11 protein-coding genes and 1 pseudogene are annotated in these 18331 nt (G+C 72.2%); 3 read left to right on the top strand and 9 right to left on the bottom strand.

Going from position 1 to position 18331, the window contains the following annotated elements; all coding sequences use genetic code 11:
* Positions 1–13 precede the first annotated feature (13 nt).
* Entirely contained in the window at positions 14–940 is a 927-nt protein-coding gene (locus ACWEQO_RS12730) for a proline dehydrogenase family protein (RefSeq protein WP_452982058.1), read from the bottom strand.
* 178 nt (positions 941–1118) lie between these two features.
* Between ACWEQO_RS12730 and ACWEQO_RS12725 the strand changes: the two genes are divergently transcribed.
* On the top strand, positions 1119–2384 hold the full coding sequence (locus ACWEQO_RS12725; protein ID WP_361452883.1) for a helix-turn-helix domain-containing protein: 1266 nt from the start codon (positions 1119–1121) through the stop codon (positions 2382–2384).
* 117 nt (positions 2385–2501) lie between these two features.
* Here the strand turns inward: ACWEQO_RS12725 and serA are convergent, their stop codons facing one another.
* The 6 genes from serA to ACWEQO_RS12695 all read right to left on the bottom strand — a co-directional run bounded on the left by serA (position 2502) and on the right by ACWEQO_RS12695 (position 12577).
* Positions 2502–4091, bottom strand: coding sequence for a phosphoglycerate dehydrogenase (gene serA, locus ACWEQO_RS12720; RefSeq protein WP_361452880.1), 1590 nt, complete (start codon positions 4089–4091; stop codon positions 2502–2504).
* A 363-nt stretch (positions 4092–4454) separates the two neighbouring features.
* Entirely contained in the window at positions 4455–5453 is a 999-nt protein-coding gene (gene ilvC, locus ACWEQO_RS12715) for a ketol-acid reductoisomerase (RefSeq protein ID WP_361452877.1), read from the bottom strand.
* Positions 5454–5572: 119 nt separating this feature from the next.
* The gene (ilvN, locus tag ACWEQO_RS12710; protein ID WP_279333725.1) at positions 5573–6097 is read right to left on the bottom strand and encodes an acetolactate synthase small subunit; all 525 of its coding nucleotides are present in this window, start codon (positions 6095–6097) and stop codon (positions 5573–5575) included.
* A gap of 21 nt (positions 6098–6118) precedes the next feature.
* Positions 6119–8026, bottom strand: a complete 1908-nt coding sequence (locus tag ACWEQO_RS12705; protein ID WP_452982053.1) for an acetolactate synthase large subunit — start codon at positions 8024–8026, stop codon at positions 6119–6121.
* 228 nt (positions 8027–8254) lie between these two features.
* Positions 8255–11254: a putative bifunctional diguanylate cyclase/phosphodiesterase gene (locus ACWEQO_RS12700; RefSeq protein ID WP_452982050.1), complete on the bottom strand. Its 3000-nt coding sequence runs from the start codon at positions 11252–11254 to the stop codon at positions 8255–8257.
* Positions 11255–11626: 372 nt separating this feature from the next.
* A complete protein-coding gene (locus tag ACWEQO_RS12695) occupies positions 11627–12577 on the bottom strand; it encodes a 2-hydroxyacid dehydrogenase (RefSeq protein ID WP_452982047.1) in 951 nt (316 codons plus the stop codon).
* A 75-nt stretch (positions 12578–12652) separates the two neighbouring features.
* Here ACWEQO_RS12695 and ACWEQO_RS12690 point away from each other — a divergent pair, with 75 nt between their 5' ends.
* Complete coding sequence (locus ACWEQO_RS12690; RefSeq protein WP_452982044.1) at positions 12653–13651, top strand: aldo/keto reductase; 999 nt, start codon at positions 12653–12655, stop codon at positions 13649–13651.
* Between the two features lie 128 nt (positions 13652–13779).
* Positions 13780–14940, top strand: a complete 1161-nt coding sequence (locus ACWEQO_RS12685) for a PQQ-dependent sugar dehydrogenase (protein WP_452982041.1) — start codon at positions 13780–13782, stop codon at positions 14938–14940.
* On the opposite strand, the pseudogene ACWEQO_RS12680 reads toward ACWEQO_RS12685, so the two are convergent.
* Together ACWEQO_RS12680 and ACWEQO_RS12675 are read right to left on the bottom strand one after the other, a co-directional pair.
* Positions 14937–15129, bottom strand: a pseudogene (locus ACWEQO_RS12680) (DUF6191 domain-containing protein). The gene ACWEQO_RS12685 and the pseudogene ACWEQO_RS12680 sit on opposite strands and share 4 nt — an antisense overlap.
* A 38-nt stretch (positions 15130–15167) precedes the next feature.
* A complete protein-coding gene (locus tag ACWEQO_RS12675) occupies positions 15168–18272 on the bottom strand; it encodes a helix-turn-helix transcriptional regulator (protein WP_452982291.1) in 3105 nt (1034 codons plus the stop codon).
* Positions 18273–18331: the final 59 nt, after the last annotated feature.

The raw sequence follows: 18331 nt of genomic DNA, 5'->3' as shown, positions 1-18331 counted from the left end.
GTGGTGCCCGGGCTCAGCCCTTGCTGACCATCGAGCGCAGGAAGAAGCGCAGGTTCGCCGGCTTCTCCGCCAGACGGCGCATGAAGTAGCCGTACCAGTCGGTGCCGTAGGCCGTGTAGACGCGCATGCGGTGACCCTCGGCGGCCAGCCGCAGGTGCTCGTCGCCGCGGATGCCGTAGAGCATCTGGAACTCGTACTCGTCGGGCTTGCGCCCGGCGGTGCGGGCGAGTTCCTGGGTGATGGAGATCAGGCGCGGGTCGTGGGACCCGATCATCGGGTAGCCCTCGCCCTCCATCAGTGTCCGCAGGATGCGCACGTACGCCTTGTCGATCTCGTGCTTCTGCTGGTGGGCGACCTCGGCGGGCTCCTTGTAGGCGCCCTTCACCAACCGTACGCGACTGCCGTCGGCGGCGAGCCGGCGCGCGTCGGCCTCGGTGCGGAAGAGGTAGGCCTGGATGACGCAGCCGGTCTGCGGGAAGTCCTTCCGCAGCTCCTCGTGGATGGCGAACATCGAGTCGAGGGTGGTGTGGTCCTCGGCGTCGAGGGTGACGGTGGTGCCGATCGCGGCGGCGGCCTCGACCACCGGGCGGACGTTGGCGAGCGCCAGTTCGTGGCCGCCGGGGAGCGCCTGGCCGAACATCGACAGCTTCACCGACATCTCGGCGCGGGTGCCGAGCCCCAGCGGCCCCAGCCGGTCGATCAGCTCCAGGTACGCGTCGCGTGCGGCGGCGGCCTGCTCGGGAGTGGTGATGTCCTCGCCGACGACGTCCATGGTCAGTTCCAGCCCGCTGCCGGTGAGTTCCCGGACGATCGGCAGGACCTCGTCGACGGTCTCGCCGGGGATGAAGCGGTCGACGACCTGCTTGGTCACCGGGGCCGCCGAGACCAGGCGTCGCATCCGGTCGCTGCGCGACGCGGCGAGAATCACGGGACCCAGCACGGGGCACCTCCACAAGCTGCGAAACGGCCGTCGCCCGACGTTTCGGGTACGGCACGGAGAACCACCGTGAAACCTAGGGATCCCTTCGAGCGTGGGCCATCGACAGCTGTCACGCATCCGTACCGCCGATCTCAGACAGTTGTATGAAGGCCGCGTGGTTCTGCGGGACAATGCGGGGGTGACGTCGGAACACAGGGGCGACTACCAGGAGCTGGTGGACGAGATCTCGGAGCTGCTGGGCGCTCCGGCGACCCTGGAGAACCGCGACTTCGAGCTGATCGCGTTCGGGGCGTACGACAGCGAGGGCGATCTCGATCCGTCCGCGCTGGACCCGGTGCGCACCCGCTCGATCCTGACCCGCCGGTCGACGGCCGCCGTCCGCACCTGGTTCGAGGGTTTCGGCATCACCCGCGCGACCGGTCCGGTGCGCATCCCGCGCACCCCGGAGGCGGGGGTGCACCGCGGACGCATCTGCCTTCCGGTACGCCATCGGGGTGTCGTCCTCGGTTACGTCTGGCTGCTGGACTACGACCCGGGGCCCTCCGAGGGGCAGCTGAGCGCGGCCATGGGTGTGGCGGCCCGGATCGGGGCGCTGCTCGCCGACGAGGCGCAGCACGGCGCGGACCTGACCCGCGAGCTGCGGGCCGTCCTCGGCGCGGAACGCGACTGGCGGCGCGACATGGCGGTCGCCGAGCTCCGTACCGCCCTCGGCGGCCGCGCCGAGGGCCCGCACGTCATGGTCTGTGTGGCCCCGTGGCCTTCCGCCGACCCCGACGACGCCCCGTCGGTCCGTACGGTGCCGGGCGCGACGGCGCTGTGCACCCTGCCGTGGGGCGCCGCGGAGGTGTCGCTGGCGCTCCTCCTGCGACTCCGCGCGTCCGACGTGCTGACCCCGGCGACCACGGCCGCCTCCCGGCTCCTGGAACGGGCGCACGGGAGCGGTGCCGGGCACCGGGAGGGGGCGGCCGGCGCGCGGGAGGGCCGAGGCGGCCGTTCCGCTCCCGCCGTGGCCGCCGGGATCGCCGCGCCCCGCGCCGGCCTCGCCGAACTCGACGTCGCCTGGAGCGAGGCGTCGGCGGCGGCCCGCGCCGCCCTGGCCGAGCCCCGGTTCGGCCCGGCGGCCCGGTGGACCTCGATCGGCCCCTACCGGCTCCTGACCGCACTGCCCGCACGGGCCGCCCACGACCCCGTCGTCGGCCCGCTGCTCGCCCCGGCGCACCGGGAACTCGCCCGCACCGCCGAGACCTATCTCGACTGCGCGGGCCAGGCCGGCCGCACGGCCGGCGAGCTGGGCGTCCACCGTCAGACCCTGTATTACCGTCTGTCCCGCATCGAGCAGCTCACCGGCCTCGACCTGGACGACGGCGAGGACCGGCTCCTGCTGCACATGGCGCTGAAGGCGCACCGCCTGCGATCACCGGGAGCCGCGCCGGGGCGGCCCTGACCGCCCGGCCGGCGGGGAGGATGGGAAAGGCGCCGGGCGGCCGAGACGGTTCTCGGCCGCCCGGCGCCTTCCGGTCCGGACGGGGACCCGGGAGCGGGGCTCCCGGGAACAGCGGTATCAGACCAGGTTCACCGATCGGGCCGACGTCGCCCCGATCTCCGCCGAGACCTCACCCAGCACCGCGGTGGAGACCGTGTCGTCGACCGTCAGCACGGCGAGCGCCTCGCCGCCGACCGTCGCGCGGGCGACCTGCATGCCGGCGATGTTGATGCCCGCCTCGCCCAGGATGCGGCCCACGGTGCCGACGACACCCGGACGGTCCTCGTAGCGCAGGACGAGCATGTGGTCGGCGAGTGCGAGGTCCACGTCGTAGTCGCCGACCGCGACGATCTTCTGGACGTTCTTGTGACCGGCCAGCGTGCCGGAGACCGCGATCTCCTCGCCGTCGGCGAGGGTGCCGCGCACGGTGACCACGTTGCGGTGGTCGGCCGACTCGGAGCTGGTGGTCAGCCGCACCTCGACGCCCCGCTCCTGGGCGAACAGGGGCGCGTTCACGTAGGAGACCGTCTCGTCGACGACGTCCTCGAAGACGCCCTTGAGCGCGGAGAGCTCCAGCACCTTCACGTCGTGCTGGGTGATCTCGCCGTACACCTCGACGTCGAGACGGACCGCGACCTCGCCGGCGAGTGCGGTGAAGATCCGGCCGAGGCGCTCGGCGAGCGGCAGGCCCGGCTTGACGTCCTCGGCGATGACCCCGCCCTGCACGTTCACCGCGTCCGGGACCAGCTCACCGGCGAGCGCGAGGCGCACCGAGCGGGCGACGGCGATGCCGGCCTTCTCCTGGGCCTCGTCGGTGGAGGCACCGAGGTGCGGGGTGCAGACGACCTGGTCGAACTCGAACAGCGGGGAGTCGGTGCACGGCTCCTTGGCGTACACGTCGAGACCGGCGCCGGCGACGCGGCCCTCCTTGAGCGCCGAGTACAGCGCCTCCTCGTCGACGATGCCGCCGCGCGCGGCGTTGATGACGCGCACGCTCGGCTTGACCTTGCGCAGCGCCTCCTCGCCGATCAGGCCGAGCGTCTCGGGGGTCTTGGGCAGGTGGACGGTGATGAAGTCGGAGACCTCGAGCAGCTCGTCCAGCGACAGCACCTTCACACCCATCTGCGCGGCCCGCGCGGGCTGCACATAGGGGTCGTAGGCGACGATCTTCATGCCGAAGGCGGACATGCGCTGCGCGACGAGGGCGCCGATCCGCCCCAGGCCCACGACGCCGAGGGTCTTCTCGGCGAGCTCGACGCCCGTGTACTTGCTGCGCTTCCACTCGTGGTTCTTCAGCGCGGCGTTGGCCTGCGGGATGTTGCGCGCGGTGGCGACGATCAGACCGCAGGCGAGTTCCGCGGCGGTCACGATGTTCGAGGTGGGGGCGTTGACCACCATCACGCCCGCCTTGGTGGCGGCGGAGACGTCGACGTTGTCCAGGCCGACCCCGGCCCGCGCGACGACCCTGAGCTTCTTCGCGGCGGCGATGGCCTCGGCGTCGACCTTGGTGGCGGAGCGGATCAGGATCGCGTCCACGTCGGCGATGGCGGGCAGGAGTTCCGCCCGGTCCGCGCCGTTGCAGTGGCGGATCTCGAAGTCCGGGCCGAGCGCGTCCACGGTCGCGGGCGACAGTTCTTCGGCGATGAGTACGACGGGTTTCGAGCTCACGTGAGTCCTCACATGTCCATGGGTGCCGCCACCCGTGCACGGGTGGCGCCACGAGGGAGGACGGCCGTCCCGACGGCCGCATGCGGTGGAGGGGAGCGGCGCCGGGGTGGCCTGCATTCCTCGGTGTCGCTTAGCCGCGTGGAAGACGCACGACGCTGTGGGCCTGACGCGTATGTCTCAGCAGTGTAGTGGCGCCGGGGCGCCGTCCTGCGTCACTGCGGAAGGATCATCCGGAAGTGGCCGGGCAGGCCCGCCAACGAAGAATCCAGCCCCTGTGGCATTGGAGATACGGGGCAGAGCCTCCGCGACGGCCCCGGCGGGCCGGGGCCGGCCCGGGCCCGGCGCCGTCGCGGAGGGCTCGGCTCACGCGTCTTCGTTGACCCAGCTCATGAGCTTGCGCAGCTCCTTGCCGGTGGTCTCCAGGAGGTGCTCGGAGTCCTGCTTCTTGTACTCGTTGTACTTCTTCAGACCGCCGTGGTACTCGTCCATCCACTGCTGGGCGAAGGAACCGTCCTGGATCTCGGCGAGGACCTTCTTCATCTCGGCCTTGGTGGCGTCGGTGATGATCCGCGGGCCGGTGACGTAGTCGCCCCACTCGGCGGTCTCGGAGATCGACCAGCGCATCTTCTCCAGGCCGCCCTCGTACATGAGGTCGACGATCAGCTTCAGCTCGTGCAGGCACTCGAAGTAGGCGATCTCCGGCTGGTAGCCCGCCTCGGTCAGCGTCTCGAAGCCCGCCTTGACCAGCGCCGCGGTGCCACCGCACAGGACGGCCTGCTCACCGAAGAGGTCGGTCTCGGTCTCCTCGGTGAAGGTGGTCTTGATGACGCCGGCGCGGGTGCCGCCGATGCCCTTGGCGTACGACAGGGCCAGCGCGAAGGCGTTGCCCGTGGCGTCCTGCTCGACGGCCGCGATGCAGGGGACGCCGCGGCCCTCCTCGTACTGGCGGCGCACCAGGTGGCCCGGGCCCTTGGGGGCGACCATGCAGACGTCCACGCCGGCCGGCGGCTTGATGAAGCCGTAGCGGATGTTCAGACCGTGACCGAAGAACAGGGCGTCGCCGTCCTTCAGGTTGTCCTTGATGTGCTCCTCGTAGACCTGGGCCTGGATCGGGTCCGGGACGAGGATCATGATGACGTCGGCCTCGGCGGCGGCCTCGGACGGGGTCACCACGCGCAGGCCCTGCTCCTCGGCCTTGGCCTTGGACGTGGAGCCCTCGTGCAGACCGACACGGACGTCGACACCCGAGTCACGGAGCGACAGGGCGTGGGCGTGGCCCTGGCTGCCGTAACCGATGACCGCGACCTTGCGGCCCTGGATGATGGACAGGTCGGCGTCGGCGTCGTAGAACAGCTCGGCCACTTTGGGTTCTCTCCTTGTGTGCGGGTGTCGCGTCCCACCGTATGACGGTGGGGGGACGGGAAGTCTTGGAGTCTCGGAATACGGGCGGCCGGTGTGTCGCCGACCGCCCCTGTTCCGTTTTACGCCGATCGGTCGAGCGCGCGCAGCGACCGGTCGGTGATCGAACGGGCACCGCGTCCGATCGCGATCGTCCCGGACTGGACCAGTTCCTTGATGCCGAACGGTTCCAGCATCTTGAGCATGGCGGACAGCTTGTCGCTGCTGCCGGTGGCCTCGATGGTGACGGCCTCCGGGGAGACGTCCACCGTCTTGGCGCGGAACAGCTGGACGATCTCGACGATCTGGGAACGCGTCTCGTTGTCGGCGCGCACCTTCACCAGAACGAGTTCGCGCTGGACGGCCTGGGCCGGTTCGAGTTCGACGATCTTCAGGACGTTGACGAGCTTGTTGAGCTGCTTGGTCACCTGTTCCAGCGGGAACTCCTCGACGCTCACCACGATGGTGATGCGGGAGATGTCGGGGTGCTCGGTGACGCCGACGGCGAGCGAGTCGATGTTGAAGCCGCGGCGGGAGAACAGCGCGGCGATCCGGGCCAGGATGCCGGGGGTGTTCTCCACCAGGACGGAGAGCGTGTGCTTGGACATGATCTCTTGGGTCTCTCTCGCTCAGTCGTCTTCGTTGTCGCCGAAGTCGGGGCGGACGTCGCGGGCGGCCAGGATCTCGTCGTTGGAGGTGCCGGCGGCGACCATCGGCCACACCATGGCGTCCTGGTGGACGATGAAGTCGATGACGACCGGGCGGTCGTTGATCGAGTTCGCCTCCTCGATGACCTTGTCGAGGTCCGCCGGGTCCTCGCAGCGGATCGCGTGGCAGCCCATGGCCTCCGACAGCTTGACGAAGTCGGGGACGCGGGTGCCGGCGCTCCGCTGTGTGGCCGGTCCCACGGCGGAGCCGCTGTTCAGAGCGGCGGGGGCGTTGTCCGCCTCGACGGGGCCGGAGCCCAGCACGGTGTTGGAGTACCGCTGGTTGTAGAACAGGGTCTGCCACTGGCGGACCATCCCGAGAGCGCCGTTGTTGATCACGGCGACCTTGATCGGGATGTTGTTCAGGGCGCAGGTGGTGAGTTCCTGGTTGGTCATCTGGAAGCAGCCGTCGCCGTCGATCGCCCAGACGGCCCGGCCGGGCTGTCCGGCCTTGGCACCCATGGCCGCCGGGACGGCGTAGCCCATGGTTCCGGCGCCGCCGGAGTTCAGCCAGGTGGCGGGCTTCTCGTACTGGATGAAGTGCGCGGCCCACATCTGGTGCTGGCCGACGCCCGCGGCGAAGATCGTGTCCTCGGGTGCCAGCTGTCCGATGCGCTCGATGACCTGCTGCGGGGAGAGCGAACCGTCCTCGGGCTGGTCGTAGCCCAGCGGGTAGGTGTCGCGCCAGCGGCTCAGGTCCTTCCACCAGGCCGCGTACTTCGACCTGGCGGCCTCGCCCCAGTGGCCGTCGGCGTGCTCCTTCTGGACGGCCTGGACGAGGTCGGCGAGGACCTCGCGGGCGTCACCGACGATCGGCACGTCGGCGGCGCGGTTCTTGCCGATCTCGGCCGGGTCGATGTCGGCGTGCACGATCCTGGCGTACGGGGCGAAGCTGTCCAGCTTGCCGGTGACGCGGTCGTCGAAGCGGGCTCCGAGGGCGACGATCAGGTCGGCCTTCTGCAGCGCGGTGACGGCGGTGACCGAACCGTGCATGCCCGGCATTCCCACGTGCAGCGGGTGGCTGTCGGGGAATGCGCCGAGTCCCATCAGGGTGGTGGTGACGGGAGCTCCGGTGAGTTCCGCGAGGACCTTCAGCTCGGCCGTGGCGCGGGCCTTGATGACCCCGCCGCCGACGTAGAGGACCGGCCGCTTCGCGGAGGTGATCAGCTTGGCCGCCTCGCGGATCTGCTTGGCGTGCGGCTTGGTGACGGGCCGGTAGCCGGGCAGGTCCATGGTGGGCGGCCAGGAGAAGGTGGTCCTCGCCTGGAGGGCGTCCTTGGCGATGTCCACCAGCACCGGGCCGGGGCGGCCGGTGGAGGCGATGTGGAAGGCCTGCGCGATCACCCGGGGGATGTCCTCGGCCTTGGTGACCAGGAAGTTGTGCTTGGTGATCGGCATGGTGATGCCGACGATGTCCGCCTCCTGGAAGGCGTCCGTGCCGATCGCCTTGGAGGCGACCTGGCCGGTGATCGCGACCAGCGGCACGGAGTCCATGTGCGCGTCGGCGATCGGGGTGACCAGGTTGGTGGCGCCGGGTCCCGAGGTCGCCATGCAGACGCCCACCTTGCCGGTGGCCTGCGCGTACCCGGTGGCCGCGTGGCCGGCGCCCTGCTCGTGCCGGACCAGGACGTGACGCACCCGGGTGGAGTCCATCAGCGGGTCGTAGGCGGGAAGGATCGCACCGCCGGGGATGCCGAATACCGTGTCGGCGCCGACCTCCTCGAGAGAGCGAATGAGGGACTGCGCGCCCGTGACGCTCTCGGGGGCGGACTGCTGTCCTCCGGATCGGGGTCGCGGCTGCGGATGGGCCCCGGTGGCCTGCTCGGTCATCGGCTTCTCTTCTCGATGCTGAGGGTTCTTGCGAGGTTTGTGCGGTGTGTGCGAGCGGTGCGGCAGGTGCTGGTGCAACAAAAAACCCCTCGTGCCAAAAGGCAAGCGAGGGGAGCGCGCCGGGCGGGGGCGCCGAGCAGTCGATGCTCAGCGTCAGCCGACGCGCTGTCCAAGTACGAGAATTCGGGTGCGCATGGCATTGACCCTCCCCCCGGCGTGCACCGACTGTCAAGTGGGTGGGACAGGCGTCTCACCATGTGAGCGCAGAACCGTGCCGCTTCTGAGCATGGTGGCCACCCCCGACGCGTACCCGCCGGAGCCGCCGCCCGCGAACGCGGGTTCGACCGGTCCGTGCGGCATCGGACAGCGGCCGGCGCCGAGCGCCCTGCGCAGCCGGTACTCGTCCAGGGGTCCGGAGAGGGCCACGCCCTGCCCGTGCGTGCACCCCATCGCGCGGAGGGCGACGACCTGCTCGGGCAGGTCCACCCCTTCGGCCACGGACTGCATCCCGAGGTCGCCGGCGATCCGCAGCAGCCCGCTGGTGATCTTGTGCAGCCGCGCGGACTCGACCACGCCCTCGACCAGGCTGCGGTCGAGTTTGAGCACGTCGACGGGGAGCCGCCGGAGGGCGGTGATCGCCGCGTAGCCGTCGCCGAAGCCGTCCAGGGCGATGCGGACGCCGACGCGCCTGAGGGCGGTCAGGCGGCGCTCCAGCTCGTCCAGGCAGACCCGCGGGTCGGTCTCGGCCACCTCGACGACCAGCGAGCCGGAGGGCAGTCCGTACCGGGTGAGCAGGGCCTCGATCGAGCTGAGCGGCAGTGAGCGGTCCAGCAGCCGGCGGGCGCCGAGCCGGACGGCCACGGGCACCGACACCCCCGTCGCCTGCCGTTCGGCGGCCTGCTCGACCGCCTCCTCCAGCAGCCAGCGGTCCAGCTCGGCGGTCTTCTCGCTGTTCTCGGAGACGCGCAGGAACTCCGCGGGGGTGAACAGCACGCCCTGCGCGGAACGCCAGCGTGCCTGCGCGCAGACCGAGGTGATCCTGCCGTCCGCCAGGGACACCACCGGCTGGTGCAGCAGCGCGAACTCCCCGTCGTGCAGCGCGGCGCGCAGCCGGGTGGCCAGCTCCGCCCTGCGGACGACGTCCTGCTGCATCTGCGGCCGGTACAGCTCCACCCGGCCCTTTCCGCCGGCCTTGGCCCGGTACATGGCGAGGTCCGCGTTGCGCAGCAGTTCACCCGCGCCGAGGGCCGGTTCGGCGAAGGCGACACCGATGGAGGCGTTGACCCGGACATCGTTGCCGTCGATGAGGTAGGGCTGGGACAGGGTCACTCTGAGACGGTCGGCGAGCTCCAGGATGTGCCGCTCGCGGGCCTCCCGGTCCCGGGCGCCGTCGCCCACGATCAGGGCGGCGAACTCGTCGCCGCCCAGCCGGGAGGCGGTGTCGCCCTTGCGGACCGCGTCCCGGAGCCTGCGGGCGGCGTGGATGAGCAGTTCGTCCCCGGCCTGGTGGCCGATGGTGTCGTTGACCGCCTTGAAGCCGTCGAGGTCGATGAAGAGCACGGCCGTGCCCCTGAGGGCGGCGCCCCGGTCGGAGGCGCGGCGGCCGGACAGGGCCTGCTGGACGCGCCGGGTGAACAGGGCGCGGTTGGGCAGGTCGGTCAGCGGGTCGTGTTCGGCGTTGTGCTGGAGCTGCGCCTGCAGGCGCACTCTCTCGGTGACGTCCCGGCTGTTGAAGATGAGGCCGCCGTGGTGCCGGTTGACGGTCGACTCCACGTTCAGCCAGCCTCCCGCTCCGCCGCCGGAGCGGAAACGGCACTCGATGCGCGTGGTGGGTTCCTCGGCGGGGTCGGCGGCGAGGAACCGGCGCACCTCGTGCACGACGCAGCCCAGGTCCTCCGGGTGGATGAGCTGGGCCAGTTCCGTACCCACCAGCTCCTCCGCGGGACGGCCGTACACCCCGGCGGCGGCCGGGGAGACGTAGCGGAGCATGCCACTGGGCGCGGCGATCATGATGACGTCGCTGGAGCCCTGCACCAGGGAGCGGAAGTGGTTCTCCTTGTGCGCCAGTTCCTGGGTGAGGGTGATGTTGTCGAGCAGCATGATGCCCTGGCGCACGACGAGCGCGAGCACCACGGTGCCACCGGTGAGCAGGACCACACGGTCGACGCTGCGGCCGTTGAGGACGGTGTAGAGGATGCCCAGGGTGCACACCGCCGCGGCGAGGTACGGGGTGAGCGCGGCGAGGGAGCCGGCGATGGGCCGGGAGACCGGATAACGGCCGCGTTCACCGCCGGGTCCGGGCAGACGGTGGTGACCGGGGCCGCCGCGCTGCCCGGGCAGGTGCTCGTGCACCGCGCGCGTGTGCCCCTCGTCCTCGGACCGGTCGCCCCTCGGCCCGGTCCAGGGGGCGTACGCCAGGAGCAGCGAGCCGGCGAACCAGCCCGCGTCGAGCAGTTGTCCCGAGCGGTAGGTGTCGTGCAGCAGCGGAGAGGTGAACACGGCGTCGCACATCACGGTGAGCGCGAGCGCGCCGATCGCGGTGTTGACCGCGGAGCGGTTCACCGCCGACCGCCGGAAGTGCAGGGCGAGCACCATGCTGACCAGGGCGATGTCGAGCAGCGGATAGGCCAGGGACAGCGCGGTGTGCGCCACGTCCTCACCGCCGGCCTGCGCGGCCTGGGCGAGCGCGAGGCTCCAGGCGAGGGTGAGCAGGGAGCCGCCGATCAGCCAGGCGTCCAGCCCCAGACAGACCCAGCCGGCCTTGGTCACGGGCCGTTTGGCGAGCACCAGCAGCCCGACGATGGCGGGGGGCGCGAAGCACAGGAAGAACAGGTCCGCGTAGCTGGGGCTGGGAACGGGCACCCCGAGAACGACCTCGTACCACCCCCAGACCAGGTTGCCCAGCGACGCCATGGCGGAGGAGACGCCGAACAGCAGCCAGGCGGGCCGGAAGCCGACGCTGCGGCCGCGCGCGTGCAGGAAGCAGGACACGGCCGCCGCGGCCGCGGCGACGCTCAGCCCGAAGTCACCCATGATCAGAGCGAGTCGGTCCGACCCCCAGCCGAGCGCGGCCCCGATGGCGTAGGCCGCGCAGACGAAGGCCAGGACGAGCTGCGGGACCAGGCCCGCCCGGCGCTCCACGGCCTCCGGACGGACCGGTGTCACTCCGGGGGCGGGCTGCGTCCGCACCGCCTCCTCGAGCGTGGACGTGGAGGCGGGCGCGCTCACCGGTCCCTCCCGGCCCACGCTGCCTCCACGTCCCTCGGGTACCGCGACATCCCCGCACCCTCCGGGTTCCGGGGCTCGGGGCGGGGCGGCCGCGCTCCGCGGCGCCCCCGGCCGCGCGCAGTCGTGCGCCAGGGTCGCCGACGGTTGCTCCGTCGCGTCGGATCGCTCGTCCATAGGCCGTGCATCGCCCGTCGCCCCCCTCACAGTCCGCAATGTCAATCCCCCGCGCCGATCGGTCAGCGGCGCAGCCCCTGTCGGGACGATACACCAGTCTCGTCACTCAGGGACATAGCTTCTCTACTCTCCGTAACGATCACTTGACGTGCGGGCACCCATCGCGCCCGAACGGTCGCGGACCGTGCTCGAAGCGGACTACGTGCTTGCCGCCCCCGTCACCAGGATCACGTTCCGGAGCTCCTCCTGGTTCAGGAAACGGTTCAACTGGTCCACCAGCAACCGCTCGGCACGCGGCCGGAAGGCGGAGGTGGGTCCGCCGGCGTGCGGGCTGATGAGGACGCCCGGCGCCCGCCACAGGGGGTGCTCGGCGGGAAGCGGCTCGGGGTCGGTGACGTCGAGGGCCGCGGTGATGCGGCCGCTCTCCACCTCGGTGAGCAGGGCCGAGGTGTCGACGACGGGCCCCCGCGCCATGTTCACGAGCAGGGCCCCGTCCTTCATCCGGGCCAGGAAACCGGCGTCCACGAGGTGCCGGGTGGACTCGGTCAGCGGGGTGGCGAGGACGACGACGTCCGCCTCCGGAAGCAGCGAGGGCAGTTCGGTGAACGGGTGCACCGGGCCGCGCGCCATGGTGCGCGCGGAGCGCGCAACGCGCGCCACCCGCGCGAGCTCGAACGGGGCGAGCCGGTCCTCGATCGCCGCGCCGATCGATCCGTACCCCACGATGAGCACGCTCCGGTCGGCGAGCGCGGGCCGGAACCCCCCGAGCCACTCCCCCTTGTCCTGCGCCCGCACGAAATCGGGCAGGCCGCGCAGCGAGGCCAGGATCAGGGCGAGCGTCAGCTCCGCCGTGCTCGCCTCGTGCACACCGCGCGCGTTGCACAGCCGCACACCGGGGCGCAGGTGCCGCAGCCCCGGCTGCACGTGGTCGATGCCGGCGGACAGGGTCTGCACGACCCGGACGGAGCTCATCAGCGGCAGCGGGCGCACCCCGACCTCGCTGGGCTTCATGTACGGCACGACGTAGAACACGCAGTCGGCCGGGTCGGCGGGGAAGTCCTCGTCGCCGTCCCAGAAGCGGTACGCGGGCCCCTCGGGAAGGCCCTCGATCTCGTCCGGCGGAAGGGGAAGCCATACGTCAGCAGTCATGGCCAGGAGGCTATGTCAGGGGCGTAGGGCGGCAGAGGTTAGGTTGGTTGCCGGGAGAGGGAGGGTCACGACCAGGTGGAGCGCAGGACGATCGGCGCGACGGCGCTCGCGGTGGGGGCCGTCGGACTCGGGTGCATGCCGATGAGCTGGGCCTACAGCACCTCGCGGCAGCGCGGCGAGGACTCGCTCAGGGCGGTGCACCGGGCACTCGATCTGGGCTCGACGCTGCTGGACACGGCCGACATGTACGGCCCGTTCACCAACGAGCTGCTGCTCGGGCGGGTGTTGAAGGAGCGACGCGGCGACGCCTTCGTGTCGACGAAGGTCGGCCTGCTGGTGGGCGATCAGCACATCGTGGCCAACGGCCGCCCCGGGTACGTGAGAAGGGCCTGTGACGCGTCCCTGCGGCGGCTCCAGACGGACATCATCGATCTCTACCAGCTGCACCGCGCGGACCCGGAGGTGCCGGTCGAGGAGACCTGGGGCGCGATGGCCGAACTCGTCCAGGCCGGAAAGGTAAGGGCGTTGGGGCTCTGCGCGGTCGGCGCGCGGTCGGCGCGGCGGCCGGGGACGCGGCTGCACGACACGACGATCCGTCAGCTGGAGCGGGTGCAGCAGGTCTTCCCGGTGAGCACGGTGCAGGCGGAACTGTCGGTGTGGTCGCCGGAGGCGGTGGAGGCGCTGCTGCCGTGGTGCGGAGCACGCGGCGTGGGCTTCCTGGCCGCGATGCCGCTCGGCAACGGCTTCCTGACCGGCACGCTGACGCCGGGGCAGGGGTTCGAGGCGGACGATCTGCGCGCCCGGCACCCGCGCTTCACGGCCGAGATGATGGCCGCGAACCAGCCGATCGTGGTCGGCCTGCGCCGTATCGCCCGCCGGCACGGCGCGGACGTCACCCCGGCGCAGGTCGCCCTGGCCTGGGTGTTGTCCCTGGGCGAACAGGTGGTCCCGGTGCCGGGCGCCAAACGGGAGCAGTGGGTCGCCGAGAACGCCGGAGCGGCAAAGCTGCGCCTGACGGAGACCGACCTGGCGGAGATCGCGGCACTGCCCGCGGCGCAGGGCTCGTGGGACTGAGACGGCTCCGGGGCAGGGGCTGGGCCGATTCGCGCGGTGATCGACGGTTCGGACTCGCGTGATCGGGAACCTGTGGGGCGCGAGCGGGGTATGACAGGTAGGACCTGCCGCGTCGAAGGGACGAGATCGTGCATCATCGAGCCGTTACGGCCGTGCTGGCCGCCGCTGTGCTTCTGCTGACGGCCGGGTGTTCCTCCGACGACGGAGGGGGGTCGGGTGGGGGCGACACCCCGTCGAGCCGGGCGACGGGGCAGTCCTCGCCCGCGGAGCACGGCGCCGAGGAGACACCGCCGGCGAAGGGCTCGGTGAAGGTGCTCCGCACGGTCACCGAGGACCTGAACACCCCCTGGGGTCTCGCACCCCTGGCCGACGGCGATCTGCTGGTGTCCTCCCGGGACGAGGCGACGATCACCCGGGTCGACACGGAGACGGGCAAGAAGTCCGAGGTGGGCGAGGTGCCGGGGGTGGCGCCGGCCGGCGAGGGCGGCCTGCTCGGCATCGCGCTCTCCCCCGGGTTCGCCTCGGACCACATGATCTACGCCTACTTCACCTCGGCCTCGGACAACCGCATCGTCCGCATGGTCTACAACGAGAAGAAGCCCGCGGGCGAGCAGTTGGGCGCACCCGACACCGTCTTCCGCGGCATCCCCAAGGGGGTGGTCCACAACGGCGGCCGGATCGCGTTCGGTCCGGACAAGATGCTGTACGTGGGCACGGGCGAGAGCGGGGACACCGGGCTCTCCCAGGACAAGGAGTCCCCGGGCGGCAAGATCCTCCGGCTGACCCCGGAGGGTGAGCCGGCACCGGGCAACCCGTTCCCCGACTCCCCGGTGTACTCGTACGGCCACCGCAATGTGCAGGGCCTGGCCTGGGACGGCAAGCAGCGCCTGTTCGCCTCGGAGTTCGGCCAGAACACCTGGGACGAGCTGAACGCGATCAAGCCCGGCGACAACTACGGCTGGCCCGAGGCCGAGGGCTCGTCCGACGACGGCGGCTTCCACGATCCGGTGGCGCAGTGGAGGACGGACGAGGCCTCCCCCAGCGGCATCGCGTACGCCGAGGGGTCGATCTGGATGGCGGGCCTGCGCGGCGAGCGCCTGTGGCGGATCCCGCTCGAAGGCACGGAGGTCTCGGCGGACCCGCAGGCCTTCCTCGAGGGCGAGTACGGCCGGCTGCGCACGGTGGCGTCGGCCGGCGGCGACAAGCTGTGGCTGGTCACCAGCAACACGGACGGCCGCCTCACCCCGAAGGAGGGCGACGACCGCATCCTGGAGGTGCGGGTGAGCTAGGGGCCCTCGTCCGGTTCCGGTTCGGGGTGGGGCGGTGACGGGCGGACGACGACCTTTCCGGACGCGAGGTCTATCGGGCCGCGTCCGGGGGCGGCGTCGCCGATGTCCTCCCGGGTCAGCTCCAGTCGCTTCTGCTCGTCGCGGGTGTGTGCGGCCGGGTGCGAACAGTTCCTCGAAGGCGTTGAACATGGCTTCCCCTTTCCGGGGCCGCGTGGGCGTGGCGCCCGTCATCCCGCGGCCTGCTTCCTCCCGTTCCCGGCCTCGGCCGGGAAGAGGTCCAGCCGATGGGCCAGTGCCGCCGCCTCGCCCCGGCCGGAGACGCCCAGTTTGGCGAGGATGTTGGAGACGTGGACGCTGGCCGTCTTCGGCGAGATGAACAGCTGCTCGGCGATGCGGCGGTTGGTGTGGCCGGCGGCCACCAGGCGCAGGACGTCGCGTTCCCGGCCGGTGAGGCCGAGGGCGCGGGCCGGATCCGTGGGCGCCGGGGCGGACCCCCGGGCGGCGGTGGCCGGCGCGAGGCGGGCGCGCCGGGCCAGCAGGGCGGCCGACCGGGCCAGCGGGGCGGCTCCGAGGTGCTCGGCGACGGCTCCGGACAGCCGCAGCAGCTCGCTGGCGCGGGCGCGCTCGTCCTCGTCCGCCCCGGAGGCGAGCAGCGCCTCGGCGAGCCGGAAGCGGGCCCGCGCGAGGTCGTAGGGCCGCTCCAGCGGTTCCAGCGCGGCGACGGCGGCGGCCCACTCCCCCGGCGCCGACCGGCCCTCGGCGCGCAGCAGCTCGGCGCGCAGCCACACCTCGTACGCCTGCCACAGCGGTACGCCGGTCGCCAGGGTCCTGGCCGCCGTGCGGACGTGTCCGAGGATCCGCGGGCGGTCCGGTTCGGCGGCCGGGTCGCCGTGGGCGTCGGCCTCGGCGGTCGCGGCGGCGAGCAGCAACGGCCAGCCGTAGCGCTGGGTGCCGGGTGGGAAACCGGAGTCGAAGTCGCCGAGGGCGGTGAGCAGTTCGGTCCGGGCGTCGGCGAGACGGCCCTCGGCGGCGGCCGTCCCGACGGCGGCCCAGGCCATCGGCAGGGAGTACTGCGGCATGGGGTCGTGGGTGCCGAAGGAGGCGCGGGCCGCGTCGAGATGACGGTGCGCGGCGGTCGTCTCGCCCCGGTCGAGGGCGAGACGGGCCAGCCGCACCCGGGCCCCGGCCCGCGGCTTGGCGCTCTGCTCCAGGTGCTGGGCGCCGGCCGCGGCCTCGGCCGCCTCGTCCCAGCGGCCGAGTGAGTGCAGGGACTCGGTGAGGTGGCCCCACACCCAGCCCTCCGCGTCCAGCAGCCCGAGCCTGCGGGTGACCCGCACGCCTTCGCGCAGGAGTCCGGCCGCCTCCTCCGAGCGGCCGATGCCTTCGAGGGCGGAGGGCAGGTCGATGTGGCTGCGGCCCACCACCGTGTCCACGCCCAGTTCGGTCGCCCGCTCCTTGACCTCGTACATCTCGGCGAGGCCGGCGTCGACGGCGCCGGCGTCGACCATGAGGCCGCCCAGGGTGAGCCGGGCGTTGAGTTCGATGTCGTGGGCGCCGACCATGCGCGCGTACTCGACGGCCCGTTCGGCGGCGGCCATGGCCTCGGGGCCCGGTTCGTGCAGCATGGACCAGCCGGCGGCGGAGGCCAGCACCTCGGCGTGCACCTCGGAGGGCGGCAGGCCGCGCACCAGGTCCTGGGCGAAGCCGAGTTCGGTCCAGCCGTCGCCCCGGGAGAGGGACGTCGTCAGCCGGGAGCGCTGCACCCAGAACCAGGCGGCGCGCAGCGGGTCCGGTTCCTCCTCGAGGACGCGCAGGGCCCGCTTGGTGATCTTCATGGCGCGTTCGCGCTCCCCGCAGAGCCGTCCGGCGACGGCCGCCTCGGCCATCAGGTCGAGGTAGCACAGGGGGGTGTTCCCGGGGTCGCTACCGTCGGGGGTCCCGCCACGCCCTTCGTACAGGGGGAGGAGGTGGACCGTGGCGTGGTCGGCGCGGCGCAGGGTGGCCCGCAGGTCGCCGGGGACGGCGTCCCAGAGTTCCATCGCCCGTTCCAGCAGGCCCAGTTGCTCGGAATAGGCGTGGCGTCGGCGGGCCTCGACGGAGGCGTCGAGGACGGCGGGCAGCGCTTTGGCCGCGTCGTGGGCGTGGTACCAGTAGCCGGCCAGGCGTGTCACCCGCTCGTCGGCGGGCACGGGCGTGGGGTCGGCCTCCAGGGCCTCGGCGTAGCGGCGGTTGAGGCGGGAGCGTTCGCCGGGCAGCAGGTCGTCGCTGACGGCCTCGCGGACCAGGGAGTGGCGGAAGCGGTAGCCGTCGCGGTCGGGCGCGGGCGTGAGGATGCCGGCGTTCACCGTCGAGCGCAGCGCGTCGAGGAGGTCGTCCTCGGTGAGCCGGGCGACGGCGGCCAGCAGCCGGTACTCGACGGTGGAGCCGCCCTCGGCGACGAACCGGACCACCTGCTGGGCGCTCTCCGGCAGGCGCTCGACCCTGACCAGGAGCAGATCGCGCAGGGAGTCGGTGAGACCGGTGCGGCGTCCCTCACGGGAGGCGACGGCGAGCTCCTCGACGAAGAAGGCGTTGCCGTCGGAGCGTTCGAAGATCTCGTCGACGCGGTCCGGTTCGGGGTCCCGGGCGAGGATGCCGGCGATCTGACGGCCGACCTCCTCGCGGTCGAAACGGGGGAGTTCGATGCGGTGGACCGTGCGGAGCCGGTCGAGTTCGGCGAGCAGGGGGCGCAGCGGGTGACGGCGGTGGATGTCGTCGGAGCGGTAGGTGGCGAGGACGACGAGGCGGCCGGTGCGCAGGGTGCGGAAGAGGTAGGAGAGCAGATGCCGGGTGGAGGCGTCCGCCCAGTGCAGGTCCTCCAGGGCGAGGACGACGGTGTGCTCGGCGGCGACGCGCTCCAGCAGGCGGGCGGTGAGTTCGAAGAGGCGGGCCGTGCCCTGTTCGTCGCGCCGGGTCTCGGGGGCGACGGTGCCGAGTTCGGGCAGCAGGCGGGCCAGTTCCTCCTCCTGTCCGGCGGCCGCGGCGGCGAGTGGGCCGGGCAGTTCGCGGCGCAGCCCGCGCAGGGCGGTGGAGAAGGGGGCGAAGGGCAGTCCGTCGGCGCCGATCTCGACGCAGCCGCCGGGCGCGACGACCGCGCCCCGGCGGCGGGCCCCGGCGGCGAACTCCTCGACGAGGCGGGTCTTCCCGACGCCGGCCTCTCCCCCGATGAGCAGCGCCTGCGGCTCGCCCGTGCCCGCGGTGGCGCGGGCGAGCGCGGTGTTCAACGCGTCGAGTTCACCGGTACGGCCGACGAACACGGGACTGACGGTCCTGGTCTCCACGGCCCCGAGCATCGCACGGAGATCCGACGGCGCGGCACCGGTTTTCACCGGGGGAAGCGCCGCCGGACGGC

The organism is Streptomyces sp. NPDC004051, assembly GCF_053604275.1.
This window is presented reverse-complemented; position numbering and strand designations above follow the sequence as displayed.

What these genes read in the sequence shown, in the direction of transcription:
- ilvN (WP_279333725.1), bottom strand. Translation starts at nt 6,097, where the DNA reads ATGTCCAAGCACACGCTCTCCGTCCTGGTGGAGAACACCCCCGGCATC.
- ACWEQO_RS12705 (WP_452982053.1), bottom strand. Translation starts at nt 8,026, where the DNA reads ATGACCGAGCAGGCCACCGGGGCCCATCCGCAGCCGCGACCCCGATCC.
- ACWEQO_RS12695 (WP_452982047.1), bottom strand. Translation starts at nt 12,577, where the DNA reads ATGACTGCTGACGTATGGCTTCCCCTTCCGCCGGACGAGATCGAGGGC.
- ACWEQO_RS12675 (WP_452982291.1), bottom strand. Translation starts at nt 18,272, where the DNA reads ATGCTCGGGGCCGTGGAGACCAGGACCGTCAGTCCCGTGTTCGTCGGC.